General features: G+C 76.4%; 15 protein-coding genes. 4 read left to right on the top strand and 11 right to left on the bottom strand.

Going from position 1 to position 19,459, the window contains the following annotated elements; translation table 11 throughout:
- The first annotated feature begins 106 nt into the window (after positions 1 to 106).
- Positions 107 to 535: an ATP-binding protein gene (locus ACI79C_RS07090; RefSeq protein WP_456944922.1), complete on the top strand. Its 429-nt coding sequence runs from the start codon at positions 107 to 109 to the stop codon at positions 533 to 535.
- A 115-nt stretch (positions 536 to 650) separates the two neighbouring features.
- Here the strand turns inward: ACI79C_RS07090 and ACI79C_RS07085 are convergent, their stop codons facing one another.
- Positions 651 to 2,699: a SpoIIE family protein phosphatase gene (locus tag ACI79C_RS07085; RefSeq protein ID WP_456944921.1), complete on the bottom strand. Its 2,049-nt coding sequence runs from the start codon at positions 2,697 to 2,699 to the stop codon at positions 651 to 653.
- Positions 2,700 to 3,566: 867 nt separating this feature from the next.
- A complete protein-coding gene (locus ACI79C_RS07080) occupies positions 3,567 to 4,265 on the bottom strand; it encodes a hypothetical protein (protein ID WP_456944920.1) in 699 nt (232 codons plus the stop codon).
- Positions 4,266 to 4,590: 325 nt separating this feature from the next.
- On the opposite strand from ACI79C_RS07080, the gene ACI79C_RS07075 reads away from it, so the two are divergent.
- Entirely contained in the window at positions 4,591 to 5,934 is a 1,344-nt protein-coding gene (locus ACI79C_RS07075; protein WP_456944919.1) for an APC family permease, read from the top strand.
- A gap of 12 nt (positions 5,935 to 5,946) precedes the next feature.
- Positions 5,947 to 6,900, top strand: a complete 954-nt coding sequence (locus ACI79C_RS07070) for a nucleoside hydrolase (protein ID WP_456944918.1) — start codon at positions 5,947 to 5,949, stop codon at positions 6,898 to 6,900.
- On the opposite strand, the gene ACI79C_RS07065 is transcribed toward ACI79C_RS07070, so the two are convergent.
- The gene (locus ACI79C_RS07065; RefSeq protein WP_456944954.1) at positions 6,863 to 7,582 is read right to left on the bottom strand and encodes a GAF and ANTAR domain-containing protein; all 720 of its coding nucleotides are present in this window, start codon (positions 7,580 to 7,582) and stop codon (positions 6,863 to 6,865) included. The two genes, ACI79C_RS07070 and ACI79C_RS07065, sit on opposite strands and share 38 nt — an antisense overlap.
- A gap of 165 nt (positions 7,583 to 7,747) precedes the next feature.
- Between ACI79C_RS07065 and ACI79C_RS07060 the strand changes: the two genes are divergently transcribed.
- Complete coding sequence (locus ACI79C_RS07060; RefSeq protein WP_456944917.1) at positions 7,748 to 8,251, top strand: ATP-binding protein; 504 nt, start codon at positions 7,748 to 7,750, stop codon at positions 8,249 to 8,251.
- 82 nt (positions 8,252 to 8,333) lie between these two features.
- On the opposite strand, the gene ACI79C_RS07055 is transcribed toward ACI79C_RS07060, so the two are convergent.
- From ACI79C_RS07055 to ACI79C_RS07020, 8 genes are all read right to left on the bottom strand, one after another.
- The gene (locus ACI79C_RS07055) at positions 8,334 to 9,947 is read right to left on the bottom strand and encodes a GTPase (RefSeq protein ID WP_456944916.1); all 1,614 of its coding nucleotides are present in this window, start codon (positions 9,945 to 9,947) and stop codon (positions 8,334 to 8,336) included.
- Complete coding sequence (locus tag ACI79C_RS07050; RefSeq protein ID WP_456944915.1) at positions 9,944 to 11,641, bottom strand: ABC transporter; 1,698 nt, start codon at positions 11,639 to 11,641, stop codon at positions 9,944 to 9,946. The genes ACI79C_RS07055 and ACI79C_RS07050 overlap by 4 nt, the downstream gene beginning before the upstream one ends.
- A 30-nt stretch (positions 11,642 to 11,671) precedes the next feature.
- Positions 11,672 to 12,313 (bottom strand): PilZ domain-containing protein, encoded by a 642-nt coding sequence (locus tag ACI79C_RS07045; RefSeq protein ID WP_456944914.1) that lies wholly within the window; start codon positions 12,311 to 12,313, stop codon positions 11,672 to 11,674.
- A gap of 236 nt (positions 12,314 to 12,549) precedes the next feature.
- Positions 12,550 to 12,786: a hypothetical protein gene (locus ACI79C_RS07040; protein ID WP_456944913.1), complete on the bottom strand. Its 237-nt coding sequence runs from the start codon at positions 12,784 to 12,786 to the stop codon at positions 12,550 to 12,552.
- Between the two features lie 157 nt (positions 12,787 to 12,943).
- Positions 12,944 to 14,386, bottom strand: coding sequence for a phospholipase D-like domain-containing protein (locus tag ACI79C_RS07035; protein ID WP_456944912.1), 1,443 nt, complete (start codon positions 14,384 to 14,386; stop codon positions 12,944 to 12,946).
- 74 nt (positions 14,387 to 14,460) lie between these two features.
- Positions 14,461 to 15,162, bottom strand: a complete 702-nt coding sequence (locus tag ACI79C_RS07030; protein WP_456944911.1) for an NYN domain-containing protein — start codon at positions 15,160 to 15,162, stop codon at positions 14,461 to 14,463.
- 127 nt (positions 15,163 to 15,289) lie between these two features.
- Positions 15,290 to 17,332 carry a putative bifunctional diguanylate cyclase/phosphodiesterase gene (locus tag ACI79C_RS07025; RefSeq protein WP_456944910.1) on the bottom strand — a complete coding sequence of 681 codons (2,043 nt, stop codon included), beginning with the start codon at positions 17,330 to 17,332 and terminating at the stop codon, positions 15,290 to 15,292.
- Between the two features lie 175 nt (positions 17,333 to 17,507).
- Positions 17,508 to 19,154, bottom strand: a complete 1,647-nt coding sequence (locus ACI79C_RS07020) for an acyl-CoA dehydrogenase family protein (RefSeq protein WP_456944909.1) — start codon at positions 19,152 to 19,154, stop codon at positions 17,508 to 17,510.
- Positions 19,155 to 19,459: the final 305 nt, after the last annotated feature.

Below are 19,459 nucleotides of genomic sequence, written 5' to 3'. Positions count from 1 at the left end.
ACAGGTTTAGCGGGCGTCCGGTGGTGCCATACGCAGGTGTTCGGCTCACCCGCGGGCCGCAGCGAGGTGCGCCTCCGGGCGACGAGCACGTGAGGGGACCAGCGGCGTGACACGGGAGACGGCCCGGCCGGTCTGGCCGTCGGCCACTCCTCCGGCGGCCCACGAGGGCCTCCGGTGGGAGCTCGCCGACGTCGCCGAGCTGCCGCGGGTCCGGGCGGAGCTGCGTCGGCACCTCAGCGCCGCCGACCCCACCGCGGCCGACCTCCGCGACCGGCTGGTGCTCGCCCTCGACGAGATGGCCTCCAACGCGCTGCGGCACGGTGGTGGTCGGGTGGCGGCGGCGGTCCGCGGAACCGGGGCGGGCTGGCTGATCGAGGTCTCCGACAGCGCGGCCGCCACGCCGCCGACGCCCGCGGTGGGCCGCGACCCCAGCGAGGGCGGCCTGGGGCTGTACCTCATCGCCGAGCTGGCCACCGACCACGGCTGGTACGTGTCCGCCGGTGCCAAGCACGTCTGGGCCCTGCTGGCGCCCTGACACCACGGCCAGGAGCCGTCCCGACCTGAGCTGAGCCCACCCGCGACCCTCGTCGGGAACCCTCCGGGCCCCGCTCCTGGCACCGCACCACGACCGAGTGGCCGGCCCGCCGACCTCAGCCTTGCGGGTGCAGCCGGATGGCGACCAGGGCGATGTCGTCCTGCAGGCCCTCCGGTCGCAGCCGCTCGATCACCGCGTCACAGAACTGCTCGAGGGGCAGGCTGCCCAGCTCGGCCAGCGCGCCGCGCAGCCGGGCGATGCCCTCGTCCAGCGGCAGGTCACGCCCCTCCACCAGGCCGTCGGTGTAGAGCAGCACGGTGGCGCCGCGCCGGAAGGTCACCACGTGTTCACTGCGCCGGGCGGCCGGGTCGACGCCCAGCATGAGCTCCGGGCGCTCCCCGGCGAGCTCCTCCACCCGCCCGTCGGCGTGCAGCAGCAGCGGCGGCGGGTGCCCGGCGTTGGACCAGCGCAGGCTGGTCAGCCCGGCGGCGCGCTGCTCCGGCGTCTGCTCGACCCGCGCGACGGCCGCGGTCGCCATCGTGCGCATGCCCAGGCCCTCGATCGCGGCGTCGAGGTCGGCGAGGACCCGGGCCGGGCCGACGTCGGGCCGGTGCGCGATGCCGCGCAGCATCCCGCGCAGCTGGCCCATGGCGGCCGCGGCGGCGGTGTCGTGACCGACGACGTCGCCGATGACCAGCACGGTCGACCCGCCCGGCTGCAGGAAGGCGTCGTACCAGTCGCCGCCCACCTCGGCGACCTGGACCGCCGGCAGGTAGCGCACCACGATCTCCGCGGAGTCGGCGGACGGCGGCTCGGTGAGCAGGCTGCGCTGCAGGCCCTCGGCCAGGCTGCGCTGCTGCTCGTAGAGGCGGGCGTTGTCCAGCGCCAGCGCCATCCGGGAGGCGACCTCCTGCGCGGCCGCGACGTCGTCGGCGCCCACCCGCGGCCGGTCCGGCGACCGGTAGACGCTGAGCGCACCCAGAGTGCGCCCGCGGGCCGACAGCGGCAGGGTCACCGCCGTCCGCGGCGCCAGCTGCCAGAACAGCTCCGCCGCCTCACCGGTCAGGGTGTCGCCCACCGTGGCGGCGACGTCATCGACGGTCAGCGTCCGGCCCGAGGCCAGCGCCCGCATGACCGGCGCGTCGGGGCGGATGGCGGCGAGGCGGAGGCTCGCGTAACGCTCCACCGTGGGCCGGACGGCGGGGTCGCCGTGCCAGGAGCCGACGTCCCGCATCCGGCCGTCCTCCCCCGCCAGGCTGACGATCGCCCAGTCGCCCAGCACCGGGACGACCGCCTCGGCGAGCCGCTGCAGCGCGGCCTCCTCACCCTTGCCCGCGGTCAGCGTCTCGGCGGTCACCGCGCTGACCTCGGCGATCATCGCCAGCCGGGCGGCGCCGGCGCGCGCCCGCTCCTCGGCCGCCCGGCGCTCGGTGACGTCGAGGAAGTACACCGACAGCCCGTCGGGGCCCGGCCACGCCCGCACCTCGTACCAGGCGTCCAGCGGCGGCGGGTAGTAGGCCTCGAAGACCCGCTCCTCGCCGGTGGCCGCCGCCCCGCGGTAGTGGACCTCGAAGTCGCTGTCCACGGCATGCGGGTAGAGCTCCCAGATGTCGCCACCGAGCAGCTCCGCGCGGGAGCGGCCCAGCACCCGCTCGGCCTCGGCGTTGACGTAGGAGAACCGCCACTGCCGGTCGAGGGCGAAGAACGCCGCGTTCATCGACTCCAGCACCCGGGCGACACGGGCGTCGGCGTGCCGGTGGTCGGTGGTGTCGTAGCCGGCACCCAGCAGGCGGACGGCGACCCCGTGGGCGTCGGCGAGCGCGCGGCCGCGGCCCTGCACCCAGCGGGTCTCCCCGGTGGGCAGGACGATGCGGAACTCCGCGTCGTACTCCCCGCACGTGTCGATCGCGCCCTGCAGGGCGGCCAGCGTCCGATCCCGGTCGTCCGGGTGCACCCGCGCGGCGAAGGCGTCGATGGTCTGGTCGAACGTCGCGCGGTCGTGGCCGAAGATCGCCAGCAGCCGGTCGTCCCAGGTCAGCCGGCCGGTGACCAGGTCCCAGTCGAAGCTGCCGATGCCGGCGGCGTCGATCGCGAGGTCGAAGCGGAGCCGGGCGAGCTCGGGGTCGGGGTACCCGGCCACCGGGCGCGGCCGGTCCACGCTCACGTCTCGAGTCACTCGCATTCCAGGGGCCGGGCTGCGGGGGCTGACGCGGCTCGGCCGCGGCCTGGCCGGTGCCCGCGGCGAGACGGCCGGCTGGTCCTTTGTCTCACGGCGTGGCCCTCCGTACAACCGGTGTGGCGCGATCGACACCGCGGACGGGTCCCGCCCCCGGGGGCAGGGAGGGCGGGACCCGAGCGGTCGCGGACGACCGCGTCGTCGTGGAGCGTTCCTCCACCCTGGGGAACGAGCCCGCTGCCGAGGGGTCACGCCTCGTCGAGGAACGACCGACGGCGGGCGCCCCCGGTCCGGGAGGGCGCCCGCCGTCGGGCGGGGAGGGCGGACGGTCGTCGTCCGCCGGCACGAGGGTCACGTCCTGCGTGCGGGCGTCCAGCGTCACGGCGCCCGACGAGCACGGCGGCTCCGTGGCCCGGCCGGTCTGCTGCATCGACTCCCGGCCGCGCCGGGGAGGCGACCCGGCGGCGCGGACCCGCGACGGCGCCCGGCGAGGTCGTGCCGGTCGGACCCGGGGGCGCGGGTGCCGGCGGATGACCTGGTCCCTTCCGCGGACGGGGGCCCGGTGCCACGAGCCGGCCGCCCAGCGGTCTGCGCCTCCCTGGTGGGCCCGCGCGCTGCGTCGGGGCGCAGTCGGCGGGAGGTCGAGGCGAGTACCGGTGGAGCAGGACGACTGGGGCGGCGGGTGCCACCGTCGGGAGGGGACGGGCGGGGCGGTGCGAGGTCGGCCAGGAGGAGCGAGACGGTGCCGAGGCGACGGTCGCGGTCACCGGAGGGGGAAGGCGGTGACCGGCAGCCGGCGGGCTGGCGGGGGTGCGGTGGACGGCGTCCGCGGCGAGGGCCGTGGTCGCGCTGGGATCAGCCGGACGGCGATCCCCGGGCCGGGGGTGGCCGCGGGTCACCCCGCGCCCGGGCCGGGGCGGAGGCCCGGGGCGTCCCTCGGCGGTGCCCGGCCGGCGCGGTTCCCGGGGAGGGGGTGGCCCGCGGTGCCGGCACCTGCCGGGCGAGCGGGGGGACCACCGGGACGCGGGGCGGAGCGACCGGCCGGGGAGCCCGGGCCGGACGGAGCGCCGCGGCGGGGGAAGGCGCCGCGGGCTGGATCGTGGGGGTGTTCGGCAGCTCGGTGAGCACCACCGGGCCGTCGGGGCGGCGAGCCGGGCGGACCGGGCGGCCCCACGCGAGGTGGGCGCCGTCGGGCCCGGCACCCCAGAGGGCCAGGCGGCGGACGAGCGCGCGCAGCCGGGCGCGCAGGGTCGGCCGCGGCGGCTGGTCCGCTGCCGGCCGGGGGGCAGCGACAGCGGCCGGCGGCGCCGGAGGCACGGGCGCCGGTGCGGCGGAGGACGCCGGGCGGGGCCGGGGCACCGGCACCGGCCGGGCGACCGGGAGGGAACGGGCCGGCCGCCGGGTCGCACCCGGCCGCAGCACCGTCGCCCGGCCCGGCCGCGGCCGGCGCAGGGGCAGCTCGTCGGCGCGCTCGAGCACGTCGAGCAGGCCGCTGAGGGTCAGGTCGTCCGCCACGCGGGACGCGCGGGTCACGGGTGCCCGGTCCAACGCCATGACGTCCTCCTGCAGGTAGTTGCCGCGACCGGGGAAGGTGCCGCGGACAAGGGAGAAGGTAGGGACGGCGGCCCGCGCGGACGGCCGTTCGGGACAGCTCCCGGAGAGCGCGTGACCGAACCGTTGCAGCGGGTCTCCGGACCGGCCGGTGACCCCGCGCTCGTCCCAGGGCCTTGTCGACAAGCCGTGCCCTCCCGAGCGTGGGAGCCGCTGGTCAGGGGCTCGGTCATCCCAGGACACGCTGCGGCGCGCCCGCGTGTCGGGGCCCGGTCCGCCGGGTCGGCCCCGGTTTGCCCGGTCGGTCCCGCGTGCCGAGACTCGACCGGTGACCGGACCGGCCGAACCCGAGACCAGGCTGCACCGCGCCGTCAGCGGCCGGCTCCTCTACCTCTTTGTCCTCGGGGACGTCCTCGGCGCGGGCGTCTACGCCCTCGTCGGCGAGGTGGCCGCGGAGGTGGGCGGCGCCATCTGGGTGCCGCTGGTGCTCGCGCTCCTGCTGGCCCTGCTGACGGCCGCCTCGTACGCCGAGCTGGTCACCAAGTACCCGAGGGCGGGCGGGTCGGCGGTGTTCGCCGAGCGGGCGTTCCGGCGTCCGGTGGTCGCCTTCCTCGTCGGCTTCTGCATGCTCGCCGCCGGGGTGACCAGCGCGGCCGGCCTGGCCCTGGCCTTCGCCGGCGACTACCTCGGGGTGTTCCTCGACGTGCCGGCCGCGCCGGCAGCACTGGTGTTCCTGCTCCTCGTGGCGCTGCTCAACGCCCGGGGGATCAAGGAGTCGCTGCGGGCCAACACGGTGATGACGCTGGTGGAGGCCTCGGGCCTGGTGCTCGTCGTCGTCCTCGGGGCCGTGGTCCTCGGCCGGGGGGACGGCGACCTGAGCCGCACCGTGGAGTTCCCGCCCGGGGTCTCGGCGGGCTCGGCGGTCCTCGGCGCGGCCCTGCTGGCCTACTACTCCTTCGTCGGCTTCGAGACCTCGGCCAACGTCGCCGAGGAGGTGCGCGACGTCCGCCGGGTGTACCCGCGGGCGCTGTTCGGCGCGCTGCTCACCGCGGGCGTGGTCTACGTGCTCGTCGGCCTGGCCGCCGCGGTGGTGCTGCCACCGGAGGAGCTGGCCGGCTCCAGCGGCCCGCTGCTGGACGTCGTCCGGGCCGCGGACGCCGGCATCCCCGACCAGCTGTTCAGCGTCGTCGCCCTCATCGCGGTCGCCAACGGCGCGCTGCTGACGATGATCATGGCCAGCCGGATGGCGTTCGGCATGGCCGAGCAGGGGCTGCTGCCGCGGGCACTGGCCCGGGTGCTGCCGGGACGCCGCACCCCGTGGGTGGCGATCGCCGTGACGACGGCGGTGGCGATGGTGCTGACCGCGACCGGCTCGCTGGCCGCGCTGGCCAACACCGTCGTCCTCCTGCTCCTGCTGGTGTTCCTCAGCACGAACACCGCGGTGCTCGTGCTGCGCCGTGATCGGGTGGCGGCCGACCACTTCCGGGCGCCGACGGTGCTGCCGGTCCTGGGCATCGCCTCCTGCCTGCTCCTGCTGGCGCGGCAGGAGGCGGGGACGTGGGTGCGCGCCGGGGTGCTGCTGGCGGTGGGCGTGCTGCTGCACGCCGGGACGCAGGCCGCTCACCGGCGGCGGGACCGGGCCGAGCCCCGGGAGCCCTCCCTCCCCGGCTGACAGGATGGCCCGGTGGCCGACCGCACCCCGCTGGTGATCGACACCGACCCGGGCATCGACGACGCGCTGGCGATCCTGCTCGCCCTGGCCAGCCCCGAGGTGGACCTGCGGCTGGTGACCACGGTGCACGGCAACGTCGAGCTCGCCCAGACGACCGACAACGCGCTGCGGGTGCTGCACCTGGCGGGGCGCTCGGACGTCCCGGTCGCCGCCGGAGCCCGCGACTCGCTGGTCTACCGGCAGCCGGAGCGGGCCGGGCACGTGCACGGCGGCACCGGACTGGGCGGGGTGCAGCTGCCGGCCTCGCCGGCCGCCGTCGACCCACGCCCGGCCGTGGTGGCCCTCGCCGAGCTGCTGCTGGCCGCGGAGACGCCGGTGACCGTGGCCGCGATCGGGCCGTGGACGAACATCGCGCTGCTGCTGGCCACCTACCCCGAGGCCGCCGACCGGATCGGCCGGCTGGTGCTGATGGGTGGCTCGGCCGGTCGGGGCGGGAACGTCACCGCCGCCGCGGAGTTCAACGTCTGGGCCGACCCGGAGGCCGCCCAGCGGGTGCTCGGCTCGGCGGTGCCGACCGTGCTGGTCGGGCTCGACGTCACGGTCCCGACGGTGCTCGACGCCGACGGGATCGCCCGGTTCGCCGCCGCGGGGCCGATCGGGGCGACGGCGGCGGCGGTGCTCCAGCAGTACGTGGACCACGCCCGCAGCCAGTACGGGACGACGGGCGTCGTCGTCCACGACGCGCTGGCCCTGACCGAGGCGATCGTGCCGGGCACGCTGGGCACCGCGCGGCGCGACGTCGTCGTCGACACCACCCTGGGCGCCGGCCGCGGCCAGACGCTGGTCGACCGGCGCACCGTCTCCGCCTCGCCCACCGCCGTCGAGGTGGCCGAGACGGTCGACAGCCCGGCCGCCGTGGAGTTCCTGGTCAGCCGACTGGAGGCGCTGAGCCGGGGCGCTCGGTGACCCGGCCGCCGTCGTGCGTCGACTCCACGATGCCGGCGGCGATCTCCCGCAGCTTGCGGTTGTAGCGCTGGGAGGCCTCGCGGAGGATCTCGAAGGCCTGGTCGGCGTCCACCCGGCGCTGGGCCATCAGCACGCCCTTCGCCTGCTCGATGATGGCCCGCGACTCCATCGCCAGCCGCATGTTGCGGGCGTGGTCGGCGAGCCGGTCGTGGGCGTCGGCGTTGGCCACCGCGACCGCGATCGCCTCGGCGACCGCCGTCGCGACCGACTCGGACTCAGCGGAGGCGAAGGCCGCGGGCCGGGACGAGTAGATGTTGAGGGCACCGATGGCGCTGCCCTGGTACGGCAGGGGCATCGAGAGCGAGCTGCGGACGCCGACCTCGGTGACGCGGGCCGTGTAGTCGCGCCAGCGCTGCTCGGTGCGCATGTCGTCGATCCGCAGCACCACCCCCGCACGGCCGGCGTCCATGCAGGGCCCGTAGCCGCGCTCGTACTGGAGCTCGTCGGCGGCCAGTGCCATCTCGCCGCTGTGCGCGGCGGTGAACGCCTTGTCCCCGCGGACCAGGGTGATGGACGTCGACTCGGCACCCGGGATGGCCCGGCTGGCCAGATCGGTGATCTCACCGAGGACGTCGGAGAGGGCGCGATCGGCCAGGACCACCCGGGAGAGGTCGCGCAACATCTCGTCCACGCGGCCAGTCTGCCCTGCCCGCCCCCTCCATGAGGACCCCCGGATCCCTGTGCGACCCCACCCGGCTCTGCAGGACGCGGCCGTTTCGGTCAGGATGGACCCCGGGCTGGGCGCGGACGGGCCGGGAGTCCGCCCAGCACCGGCGAGGAGGTCGCGATGGGCCAGGAGACGTGGCCGCACGCTCCCGTCCCCTCCATGCCCGGCGACGTCTGGCACTGGCAGCTGGACTCGATGCACGTCGTCTCCCGGGTGCGCGCCGACCTGCGTGCCCGCATCGCGCACCCGTCGGTCTGCTCGGCCTCCACCGACGACGCACGCGACGGGCTGCTGCTCGTGTTCGAGGAGCTGGCGTCCAACGCCCTGCGGCACGGGGGCGGCGCCGTCCGCGCCCTTGTGGTGGCCGGCACCGACGGCTGGCTGCTCGACCTCAGCGACGAGGCGCCGGACAAGCCCCCGGTCCCCGCCGTCGACCGCGACCCCGCGCTGGGTGGCATGGGGCTGCACCTGGTCGCCCAGCTGTCCTCCGAGTACGGCTGGGAGAACCGGCCCGGCCGCAAGCACGTGTGGGCGCGGCTGCCCAACGGCCGCCAGCCGCTGGAGAGCGCCCAGGAGTGGGTGCCGGAGCCCCGGGCGCCGGAGATCCCCCGCCACCAGGACTGAGTGGTGACATCGTCGGCCTGCCGGCCGACACCGCGACCAGGTGCCGTCCCGACCGGCGGAGAGCCGCTGCCCGTCCCCCGGGCTATCTGCCTGCGCGGGTGACGCCGGCGCAGAACCGGTCGTGGTCCTCGCGCACCTCCGCCATCGGCGCCAGCACCTCCTCCTGGGCCACGACGTCCACCGCGGCGCGCAACCGGGCCTCGGCTCGCCGCGCCCGCCGCCGGGCACGCAGGCCCACGAACGGCCGGGCGACCAGCGCCAGCAGCGCCCCCGCGAGCAACCCCCCGACCAGCAGCAGCGTGGGCAGGGGCAACCCCTCCACCCGGGGCAGCGGGACGACGTCGTCGAGCTGGAACAGGCCCAGGGCCACCAGGGCCAGCAGCCACAGCGCGCCGGCCAGCGCGACGAGGGTCAGCAGCCACTGCAGGCCGCCCACCCCGCGCTGCCACAGCGGCGTGCGCGGGGGGCCCAGGTCGGTGCCGGCCACCGCGCGGTCGAGCCGGTCGGCCAGCTGCTGCTCGGAGACCTCGACGGTGCGGCGCAGGTCGTCCCGCCACGCCTGCGGCAGGCCCTCCCCGGCGGCCTCGCGCGCCTCGCGTACCGCCCGGGTCACGCCGGCCTGCTGCACCGCGCCGGCCGCCGGCAGCGACGTCCGGGAACCCGCCGAACCACCGCGCGCCGGGTCCTGTGCCGCGCCCAGGTGCAGCCGCTCCAGCGGGTCCGCGCGCAGCCTGCGGGTCCAGCGGACGACGGGCCAGCCGGTGGCCGCCGTCCCGCTGCGCCGGACCGAGCGCGCCACGGCCGCAGCGACGGTCGGCACCCCGGCCGCCTCGGCCAGCGCGGCGGTCAGCTGCTCACGCTCCCGGCGTCCCACCCCGGGGCCGGCCTCGCCACACTGGGCCGACAGCGCCCGGGCCACGTCGCGGACGTCCGCGGTCAGCCGGTCGGTGGCCGCGCGCCGGGCCGACACCCGCCGGGCGAGGTCGGCCCGGAGCTCGCCGAGGCCGGTGCCGGTGCGCGCCGAGATCGCGAGCAGTGGGGTGTCCGCCAGCCCCTCGCGGTCCAGCAGCGCGCGCAGGTCGGCCAGGCACTCCTTGGCGGCCACGGCGTCGAGCCGGTCGACCTGGTTGAGGACGACGAGCAGCACGCCGGCGTGGCCGGCCAGCGGCACGAGGTAGCGGTCGTGGACGGCGGCGTCGGCGTACTTCTCCGGGTCCAGCACCCACACCAGCACGTCGACCAGCTGCACCAGCCGGTCGACCTCCAGCCGGTGCTCGAGCTTGATGCTGTCGTGGTCGGGCAGGTCGAGCAGGACCAGCCCGTCGAGGGCCGGCTCCGGGCCGTGCCGGTGCCGGCGGGGGACCTCCAGCCAGTCCAGCAGCCGGTCGGTCGTGTCCTCCGGACCGCCGTCGGCCCCCCACACGGTGGCGTGCGCGACGCCGGTCGTCGGCCGGCGGACGCCGGGCGTGCTCACCTCCGCACCGGACAGCGCGTTGAACAGGGTGGACTTGCCGCTGCCGGTCGCCCCGGCCAGCGCCACGACGGTCGCGTCGCCGAGCGCCTCCCGGGCACCGGCCTTGGCCAGCAGCGCGCGGGCCCGGCCGACCTCCGGCACCTCGAGTCGGTCCTCGGCCACCTCGACCGCCTCGCGGAGGGCCGCCAGCCGGTCGGCCAGCGGCGCGGTGCCCCGCCTCACCGGTCGGCCCGGGCGGCGCCGAGGGCGGTGGCGGCGGCGCGCAGCCAGGCGGCGTCGTCCGGTGCGGCACCGACGGCGTCGACCAGTCGATCGAACCGCCCCTGTTCGTAGCGCAGCAGGGCATCGGCGCGGGCCTGCAGGTCCTCCCGCGCCCGGGCGGCCAGCGAGCGGACGGCGGCGTCGCCGAAGACCGCCTCCAGCAGCCGCTGGCCCAGCGCGGTCGTCCCGCCCGCGACAGCGACCTCGCCGCCGGTCAGCCCGCCGGTCTGCGCGAAGACGGCGACCATGACGACCGCGCCGGCGCCGTTGACACCCCAGGAGAGGACGCGGGCACGGGTCCGCTTGCCGGCGCCCTCCTCGCGGACCAGGTCGAGCACGTGTCCCTGCCAGTCCCGGACCTGCGCGGCGGCGGCCTCGGGGAAGTCCTCGGAGACCCGCTCGAGGTCCTCGTCGCTCGCCGCCAGGAGCCCCGGCCCTCCGGGCATCGCCCGCCACGCGGTGACGGTCCGCTCGGCGGCACGGTCGGCCTCCGCCCGCAGCAGCGTCTCCACACTGGACTCCAGGGCGCCGGTGAGGTCCTCGGCCGGGGTGGACCGCCCGGTCAGCGCGGCGGTGACCCGGTCGCGCAGCCGGCCGATCGAGCTCTGCAGCGAGCGCATCCACTCGCCGGTGCCGACGAACTCCTGCCAGCGCGCGAGCACCTCGCCGCGCAGCAGGCTGCCGCTGCGCACCCCCTCCTCGATGCCGTCGTAGGCCGAGGTGTACGCGGCGGCCGCCGCGCCGCGCAGCGCGGTGGCGGCCGCGGCCTGCTCGTCGACGGCCTCGGCGATGCCGGCCACCCTGTCCTCCAGGCTGGCCAGTGCGCCGGTGAGGGTCTGCCGGACGACGGCGGCCCGCTGCTCCTGGTCGGCGGCGAGCGCGTGCAGCCACTGCCGCATCGGGGCCACCTGGTCCTCGGGGAGCCGGCCGTCGACCAGCGGCCGCTCCTCGACCACGAACAGCCGTGTCCCCGACAGGCCGGCGCGCTCCAGCATCCCGGCGAGATCGGGCGCGATCTCGCCGGCCGCGCCGACCGGCACCCGGTCCAGCACCACGGCCAGCGCGGTGCCCCGCTCCTGCGCCGTCCGCAGCACGTCCCACGGGACGGCGTCGGCGTACCGGGCGGCGGTGGTCACGAAGACCCACAGGTCGGCGGCGGCCAGCAGTTGGGCGGCCAGCTCGCGGTTGGACTCGACCACCGAGTCGACGTCCGGCGCGTCGAGCAGGGCCAGCCCCGGGGGGACGTCGTCCCGCGCCACCACCTGCAGCGTCCCGGGGCCCCCGGACGAGCCGGTGACCCGGGCCAGGCCGGGGAGCACGCGGTCCCCCTCGAACGCCGGCACGTCGGTGCGGGCACAGACCAGCACGGGCGCCCGCGTCGTGGGCCGCAGCACGCCGGAGGCGGTCACCGGCGCACCGACGAGGCTGTTGACGAGGGTCGACTTGCCGGCGCCCGTGGAGCCGCCCACCACGGTGAGCAGCGGGGCGTCGAGGTCGCGCAGGCGCGGCAGCAGGTAGTCGTCGACCTGCTCCACCACGCCGCGGGCGGCCCGGCGGGCGGACTCGCTCCCCGGGGTGGCCAGCCCGAGCGGGGCGGCCGCGACGGCGTCCCGGAGGGCGACCAGGGCCTCGGGCAGGCGGGCGGGGAGGGTCACAGCAGGGGATCTGCCCCGCTGTCGCCGTCCTCAGTCCTCGGGGCGGGTGGCGCGTTCCTCACGCAGTGCCCGGAAGACCCGGCGGCGCAGCCGGTCCTGCTCGCGCTCCGGGAGGTCGACGAAGCGCAGGGAGAGCTGCCAGCGGGAGCCCCGCGTGAGCTGGCGGGCGACCTCGGCGCGGGTCGTGATCGCACCGTCCTCGAGCTCCACCGTCACCCCGAGCCCGGCGCCGGGCAGCGGCGGGTTGCCGTAGGCCTCGACGACGCAGCGGGTGCCGGCCTCGCTCAGGTCGAGGCTCTGCCCCTCGAGGTCGACGCCGTTGACCGCGAGGACGACGGGCCGGGCGACCCGGGCGCGCACGGCCTCCCGGCGCTGGGTCTGCTCCGCGGGGCCGGTGACGGCGAGGTGCCAGCGCGGCACGGCGCCCCGGGCGACGGTGGCCACCTCCCCGGGCACGATCCAGCCGCCCGCGCCGTCACGCCAGAAGACCCGCACCCGGTCGCCGACGCGGACCACCTGCTGGTCGACGAACTCGCTGCTGGACGGGCGGAGGACGAGCGTGGTGTCGCCGGAGGCCTCGACCCGGGCGCTCACGCAGACCTGGCGGCCCGCGAGCGTCACCTCGGCCTCGGCGTCCACCGCGGGGTGGACGACCCCGACCACGACGTCCATGCTCCCCCTCCGTTCCGTTCCGCGACACGGCAACTCTGCAGACGTCGCTCAGGAGGGAACCGTAACCGCCGTTGCGACCTGCAACCGTGCCGCAACGCGGACCCCACCCCGGCGGGGGAGATGGTCCTCGGGCTGCGCCCCCGCGGCTGTCGTCAGGCGGAGCCCACGGGCCTGACTCCACGCCGCGGTCCGCTCCTCGCTCGCTGGCGCTCGCTGCGATGCTCCTGCGGCTGTCGTCAGGCGGAGTCGCTGACGGGCGCGTCCCCGTGGACCTGCCGGGCGCAGTGCGCGCAGCAGTAGAAGGAGCCCTCCACGACGACGCCGTGGCCGATGACCTTGCAGCCGCAGTGCTCGCACACCGGCGCCATCTTGTGGATCGCGCACTCGAAGCTGTCGAAGGTGTGCCGTGCGCCCGCGGCCACCACCTCGAAGGCCAGTTCGTAGTCGTTGCCGCAGACCTCGCAGACCGCCATGACCCCTCCTCACCCGTCCGGAGGTCCTCTCCTTCCCCGGACCGGAGCCGGGGACACCGCCGAGCCGCCCGGCAGGCACTGTGCGGTCCCGGCGCACGGGAGGCGCCCGGCGCGCCGGAACGCACACCACCCGGCGGCTGTGGGCGCGCCGGTGAGGTCAGTGGGCGGCCCGGGACCCCAGCCGGGGGCGGAAGCTGCGCCGGATGCGCCGCCACCGGTTCGGCGTCCGCTCGGCGTCGAGCAGCTCGGTGTCGGCGAGCACCCGGTCGACCGGGCCGAGGTCGGGCGCCCGGAAGGGCACCAGCGAGCGGCCGACCGGCCGGCGCAGGCTCTCCACCGCGCGCACCAGCGAGCCGCCGGAGCCGGCCACCGCCTCGGCCACGGCCTCCGGAGGAACGCCGAGGTGCTCGCCGAGGAGCCGGTCGCGCAGACCGATGATCGTCCCGGCCAGCTCGTCGCGCCGCGGATCGCCGGCGCGGGCCTCGATCGACAGGTCGCACTCGGTGTCCAGGCCCATCGACCGGTTGTTGAGGTTCGAGGAGCCGACCCGCAGCAGCCGGTCGTCGACCACCATCACCTTGGCGTGCACGTAGACCGGCCGCCGTCCCACGGTGACCGGCACGTACAGCCGGAACCGGTCGTGGACGTCGGCGTCCCCGACCAGCGCGAGCAGCTTGGCGCGGGCGGTGCCCATCGCCTTCTCCTCCAGCCAGCCGTCGGCGCTCTCCGGGTTGACGACCACGAACTCCGGCCCGTCGTCCTCGCGCAGCCGCTCGGCGATCGCCTCGGCGATCCGGCGGTTGGCGAAGTACTGGCTCTCGATGTAGACGGCGCGCCGGGCGCCGGCGATCGCGGCCAGCCACAGCAGCTCCACCTCGTGCACCAGCTCGTCGTCGCCGTACTCGGGGCGGGTGCGGGAGATCGCGACGTCGACGTCGGTGAGCAGCGGCTCGACGTCGGGCGGCCAGCAGGCCTCGACGTCGGCAACCGGCTCCAGGGAGCGGCCGGTGCCGCTCTCCCACCGCTCGCGGGCCAGGTCGCCGAGCGCCCGGGCGGCGGGGCCGGACACCAGGCTGGTCACGTCGTGCCACGGCCCGGTGGGGCGGTGCGTCGACGGACGGCGGCGCAGCGGCTGGCGGTCGAGGTGCTCGGGGGTGTCCCAGCGGTCGGCGGTGACGTCGATGCCGCCGGCGAAGGCCAGGCAGTCGTCGATCACCACGATCTTCTGGTGGTGCGCGCCGCCCACGGGGTGGTGGGTGTCGACGGTCATGGTCAGCCGGGACGGCGTGCGGCGGTTGAGCAGCACGATCGGGGCGAGCCCGCGGCCGAGGGCCAGGACCATCCCGTAGTCCCACTGCAGGACGCCGATCTCCAGCCGCGGGTTGGCCTTGACCGCGTCCTCGAGGACCCGACCGAGCTTGTCCGCGCGCCGGGACCCCGAGCGCCGTCGTCCCGAGCGGCGCGGGTCCAGCCGGATCCGCGGGTCGAAGTCCCAGCCGATGAACAGCACCCGCCGCTGCGCCCGGAGCACCGCGCCCTTCAGTGCCGCGAAGTAGTCGGCGGCGTCGATGAAGACCGCATGCCGGTCCGCACGTTCCACCCGCCAGCACGTCTCCCCCGGGATCAGGAGCTCCTCGGTGGCGACCGGCCCGGACCCCTCGTCGAACACCCCCGTCAGCCGTTGCGGCGCAGGAAGCCGGAGACGAAGTCGCGCAGGCTCCGGGTCGGCCGCAGCCAGGCGCCGTCCGGCGGCAGTGCGTCCAGCCGCACGCGGTCCAGCGGCTCGACGAAAGCGCCGGGCACGTCCTCGATGTCGATGAACTCCAGCAGGTCCGACCCGATGGCGTAGCCGGCGACCTCGCTGAACGCGACGACGACGACCTGCGTGCCCGACCGCGCCAACTGCTCGAGCGGCTCGGCGAAGTTGCGCCCGTCCCCGGAGAAGACGACCAGCCGGCGCAGCCGGTGGCTGTGCTGCCGGACGGCGATGTGGTCGAGCATGTCCTGGTCGATGTCGTCGTCGGGCTGGGTCTTGGGCCGGGCGAACACGGCGAACCCGAAGCTGCGCAGCGCCTCGACCCACCGCTGCAGGGAACCGACGACCGGCGGGATGTTGGCGAACACGCACGCCTCGACCTCGGGCGCGTCCGGCGCCAGCGGGTCGCCGGCGCCCTCCACGAACCAGGCGGCGATGGCGTCGAACCGCGGGCGGGAGGCGGCGGTCGGGCGGGCGCCGATCACCGTCGACAGGGTCATGTCGATGTTGGGCGCGTCCCAGATCAGCAGGTCCAGCGCCGGGCGGGCCCGGCCCTCCCGCGCGCCGTCCGCGGTGTCGGCGTCCGGCTCACCGGCCAGGTCCAGGTCGAGGTCGCTCACGGGGGCAGTCTGCCGGGTGGGCGGCGGGGCGGGGGACGGCGGACCGGCCGGGCGCGGCGGACCGGCCGGTGCGGTGGCCCGACGGGACACCCTCCGGCGGAGGCGGGACGTGCTCACCGGCCGGCCGTCACCGGCGGCTCTGCAGGGCCAGCGCGCACGAGTCGCCGCCGGCGTCGCGCACCCGCAGCGCCCAGCGGGTGATGTCGGCGGCGGGCATCGGCCGGGCCACGAGGTAGCCCTGGGCCAGGTCGCACCCGGCCTCCCGGACCATCTGCAGGTGCTCGGCGGTCTCCACGCCCTCGGCCACCGACCGGATGCCCAGGGTGCGGGCCAGGGAGACGATCGCCGCCAGCACCGCGCCGGTGCCGCCGGCGGCCAGCCGGGCCGCCGCGGTCAGCAGCGAGCGGTCGATCTTCAGCGTGCCGATGGGGAGTGCGAGCAGTTGGGCGAGGGAGGACCAGCCGGTCCCGAAGTCGTCGATCGCCACCCGGACGCCGAAGCCGCGCAGCACCGACAGCTGGTCCTCGGCGCGGGTGGGGTCCTCCGCGACGCTGGTCTCGGTCAGCTCGAGCACCAGCTTCTCCGGGGGCAGCCCGGAGTCGTGCAGGGCCACGCGGACGTCGCGGACCAGCGTCTCGGCGGAGAAGTGCCGCGCGCTGATGTTGACCGACATGCGCAGCGGCAGCCCCTGGGCGGCCCACTCCGCGGCCTGGCGGGTGGTCTCCCCCAGCAGCCAGCGGGTGATCGGGATGAGCTGGCCGGTCTCCTCGGCCACGGAGAGGAAGGCGTCGGGCGAGAGCAGTCCGCGCTCGGGGTGGTTCCAGCGCAGCAGCGCCTCGACGCCGTCGACCTCCCCCGTGTCGACGCGGACCACCGGCTGGTAGTGGACGACGAACTCGTCGACCGCGCCGTCCCGCAGCCGGTTGGCCACCTCCAGCCGCCAGCGCGCGGCCTCGCGCAGGCCCGGGGAGAACAGGTGGATGCGGTCGCGGCCGGACCCCTTGGCCGCGTAGGCGGCGGCGTCGGCGTCGCTGAGCAGCTGGTGGGCCTGCTGGGCGCCCGGCTGGGCGGCGGCGACCCCGATGCTGGCCGACAGCGGGACGGAGATGCCGTTGGCGACGAAGGGCCGGGTGAAGGACGACTGGAGCCGGAAGGCCAGCGCCGCGGCCTCGGACGTGTCGCACCCCCGGGCCAGGACGAGGAACTGGTCGCCGCCCAGGCGGCCGACGGCGTCGGTGGGCCGCACCTGGTCGGCCAGCCGACCGCCCACCTGGCGCAGCAGCTCGTCGCCGACCTCGTGGCCGAGCGAGTCGTTGACCGTCTTGAACCCGTCGAGGTCCAGGAACAGCAGCGCCGCCCGGGCGTTCGGCTCGGCGAGGGCCTCCCCGACCAGCTGTAGCAGACGGGAGCGGTTGGGCAGGCCGGTCAGGTCGTCGTGGCTGGCCTGCCAGGCCAGCTGCTCCTGGACGCGGACCCGCTCGGTGATGTCGGTGTGGGTGACGACCACCTGCCCGGAGTGCTCGACCCGCGCGGCCTGCAGCCGGAACCAGGCGGGGTCGGGGCTGAAGGCGTGCGCGTAGTCGTGGACGAACGCGCGGTCGGCCGTCCCCGGGCCGCCGGTGAGGAGCTCGCCGATGCCGGCGGAGATGGTGCGCAGGTCGGCGAGGGACAGGTTCTGCGCCAGGGCCTCCAGGTAGTCGTCCCCGACCGCGCCGGGCCGCAGTCCGGCCGCGCGGATGAGCTCGCTCGCGGCGTGCCACCGGCGGTTCACCGAGGCGATCCGGCCGTCCGGGTCGATCAGCGCGGTGGCCTGGGGTAGCGCCTCCAGCACGGCGGAGAGCTGGTGCAGCTCGGCCGCGGTCTTCCGTTCGCTGCGGCGCTCCTCGTCGATGTCGCGCAGGAAGGCGGTGAGCCCGTCGGCGTCGGCGAAGGCGCGGATCTCGAACCAGCGGCCGAAGGGGACGTAGAAGTACTCGAACGTCCGCGCGCGCCCGTCGTCGAGGACCCCCCGGTACTGGTCCTCGATGACGGTGCCGAGGACCTCGGGGAAGAGCTCGAAGGCGTACTGGCCGACCATCTCCTCGGCGTCGCGGCCGAAGAGCTCCTCCGCCGCGGTGTTGACGTAGGTGAACCGCCATCGTCGGTCGATGCGGTAGACCGCGTCGGACACCCGCGAGAGGGGGTCGGCAGAGGCAGCGCGCTCACTCCGGACGTGTCCGTGCACTCTGCCCGCTCTCTCTCCCCCTGCGGCATACGCCGGTCCCTGCTGGTGAGGACGACGCCGCCGCCCGATCCCCCGGCTACGGCGTCCGACGCACCACCGAGGGTAACGGCACGCGTGTAATTCAGGCAGCCTCCACCGTCGCCCGATCCACGATCCGGCGCGCGGGCGTTCCCGCCGGGAGGGTCCCGAGCACCGCGCCCCAGTCCCCCGCCAGGCGGGTGGCGCAGAAGGCGTCGGCGACCTCACCAGGGGCGTAGCGCAGCAGGAGCGACGCCTGCAGGCACAGGACGAGCAGGCCCGCGACACGGCGGGCGCGCATCGGCAGCTGGGCGGGGTCGGCCAGCTCGGTGGCCAGCCGGCCGACGGCGGCGTCCAGCCTCGGGTCGGCTCCGCGGGCGAGGTCGATCTCGGCGTGGACGGCGGCCAGGGAGTCCGAGGAGCGCCCCATCGCCCGGAGCACGTCGAGGGCGATGACGTTGCCCGAGCCCTCCCAGATGGAGTTCAGCGGGGCCTGCCGGTAGAGCCGCGGGAGGCCGGACTCCTCGACGTAGCCGTTGCCGCCGAGCACCTCCAGCGCCTCGGCCACCGCGGTCGGGGTCCGTTTGCAGACCCAGAACTTGGCGGCCGCCCCCGCCAGGCGGAGGAAGTCGGCCTCGCCCGCGTCCACGGCGGCGGCCAGCCGGACGGCGAGCGCGGTGGCCGCCTCGCTCTCCACGGCGAGGTCGGCGAGGACGTTCTGCATCAGGGGCTGATCGACCAGGAGCGCGCCGAACGCCCGCCGGTGCCGGGCGTGGTGGACGGCCAGCGTGAGCGCGGCGCGCACGGTGGCCGCCGAGCCCAGGACGCAGTCGAGCCGGGTCGTGTTGACCATCTCGATGATGGTCGGGACCCCGCGGCCGGGCTCCCCCACCAGCCAGCCCGTCGTCCCCTCGAACTCCACCTCGCTGGAGGCGTTGGAGCGGTCGCCGAGCTTGTCCTTGAGCCGCTGCAGCCGGAACACGTTGCGGCTGCCGTCGGGCAGCACCCGTGGCACGAGGAAGCAGGAGACGCCCTCGGGGAGCTGGGCGAGGACGAGGAAGAGGTCGCTCATGGGCGCGCTGGTGAACCACTTGTGCCCGGTCAGGGCGTGGGTGCCGTCCGGCTGCGGGACCGCGCGGGTGGTGTTGACCCGGACGTCGGAGCCGCCCTGCTTCTCGGTCATCCCCATGCCGGCGACCAGGCCGCGCTTGCCCGTCGGCTCGGCGAGGCCGAACTCGTACGCGGTCGCGGTGAGCCCCGGTTCGTAGCGGGCGGCCAGGTCGGGGGCGGCGCGCAGCGCGGGGACGGCGGCGTAGGTCATGGTCACCGGGCAGGCGTGGCCCATCTCCACCTGGGTCCAGCCGACGTAGCCGACGGCCCGGCGCACGTGCGCGTAGCGGTCCGCCGGGGTGGTGGGGTGGGCGGGCGACACAGGCGCCCACGGGGCGCCGGCCAGGCCGTGCTCGAACGCCGTGCGCATGAGGTCGTGCCAGGCGGGGTGGAACTCGACCTCGTCGATGCGGTGCCCGTAGCGGTCGTGGGTCGTCAGGCGGGGCGGGTTCTCGTTCGCCAGCCGCCCCCACTCCTGCGCCTGCTCGCTCCCGGCGAGCGCGCCGAGCGCCTTGAGCGACTCCAGGGTGGCGGCGTCGGCGTGCCGGAGGCAGGCCTCGGTCAGGGCGGCGTCGTCGGCGATCGGGTCGTGCCCGACCAGCGGCGGGACCTGGTTGGTGACCTCGTGCGTGGCACCCATGGCGGCACGGTACGACGGGGCGGTTCCACGTGGAACGCGCTCACGGCGGCGCCGCGCGCGCGTCGGCGGTACCGCCCGTGCCACGCGCCCGCCGACCTCCGCTCGTCGTCGCCGTCCCCGCGGTGTACCGCGTGGATGACGACGCTGCAGCCAGGTCGGTGGCGAGCGAGCGGGTCGGTGTCGACCATGCAGGATGGGCGGGTGCGTGGTCCCCGGGCGGCGTCCCAGCGGACGATGGCAGCGGTGGCCGCCGAGCTGCGCGGCGGTGCCGCCGGGGAGTGGTTCGTGGCGCTGGGCACCTCGAT

The sequence above is a fragment of the Geodermatophilus sp. SYSU D00697 genome, assembly GCF_054050175.1.
Note: the sequence above shows the minus strand (reverse complement) of the source record. Positions and strands in the feature narration are given on the sequence as shown.

Bases quoted from the DNA above. Each gene is read 5' to 3' on its own strand.
- ACI79C_RS07080 (WP_456944920.1), bottom strand. From the start codon at position 4,265: ATGGCGTTGGACCGGGCACCCGTGACCCGCGCGTCCCGCGTGGCGGAC.
- ACI79C_RS07065 (WP_456944954.1), bottom strand. From the start codon at position 7,582: ATGTTGCGCGACCTCTCCCGGGTGGTCCTGGCCGATCGCGCCCTCTCC.
- ACI79C_RS07060 (WP_456944917.1), top strand. From the start codon at position 7,748: ATGGGCCAGGAGACGTGGCCGCACGCTCCCGTCCCCTCCATGCCCGGC.
- ACI79C_RS07045 (WP_456944914.1), bottom strand. From the start codon at position 12,313: ATGGACGTCGTGGTCGGGGTCGTCCACCCCGCGGTGGACGCCGAGGCC.
- ACI79C_RS07040 (WP_456944913.1), bottom strand. From the start codon at position 12,786: ATGGCGGTCTGCGAGGTCTGCGGCAACGACTACGAACTGGCCTTCGAG.
- ACI79C_RS07020 (WP_456944909.1), bottom strand. From the start codon at position 19,154: ATGGGTGCCACGCACGAGGTCACCAACCAGGTCCCGCCGCTGGTCGGG.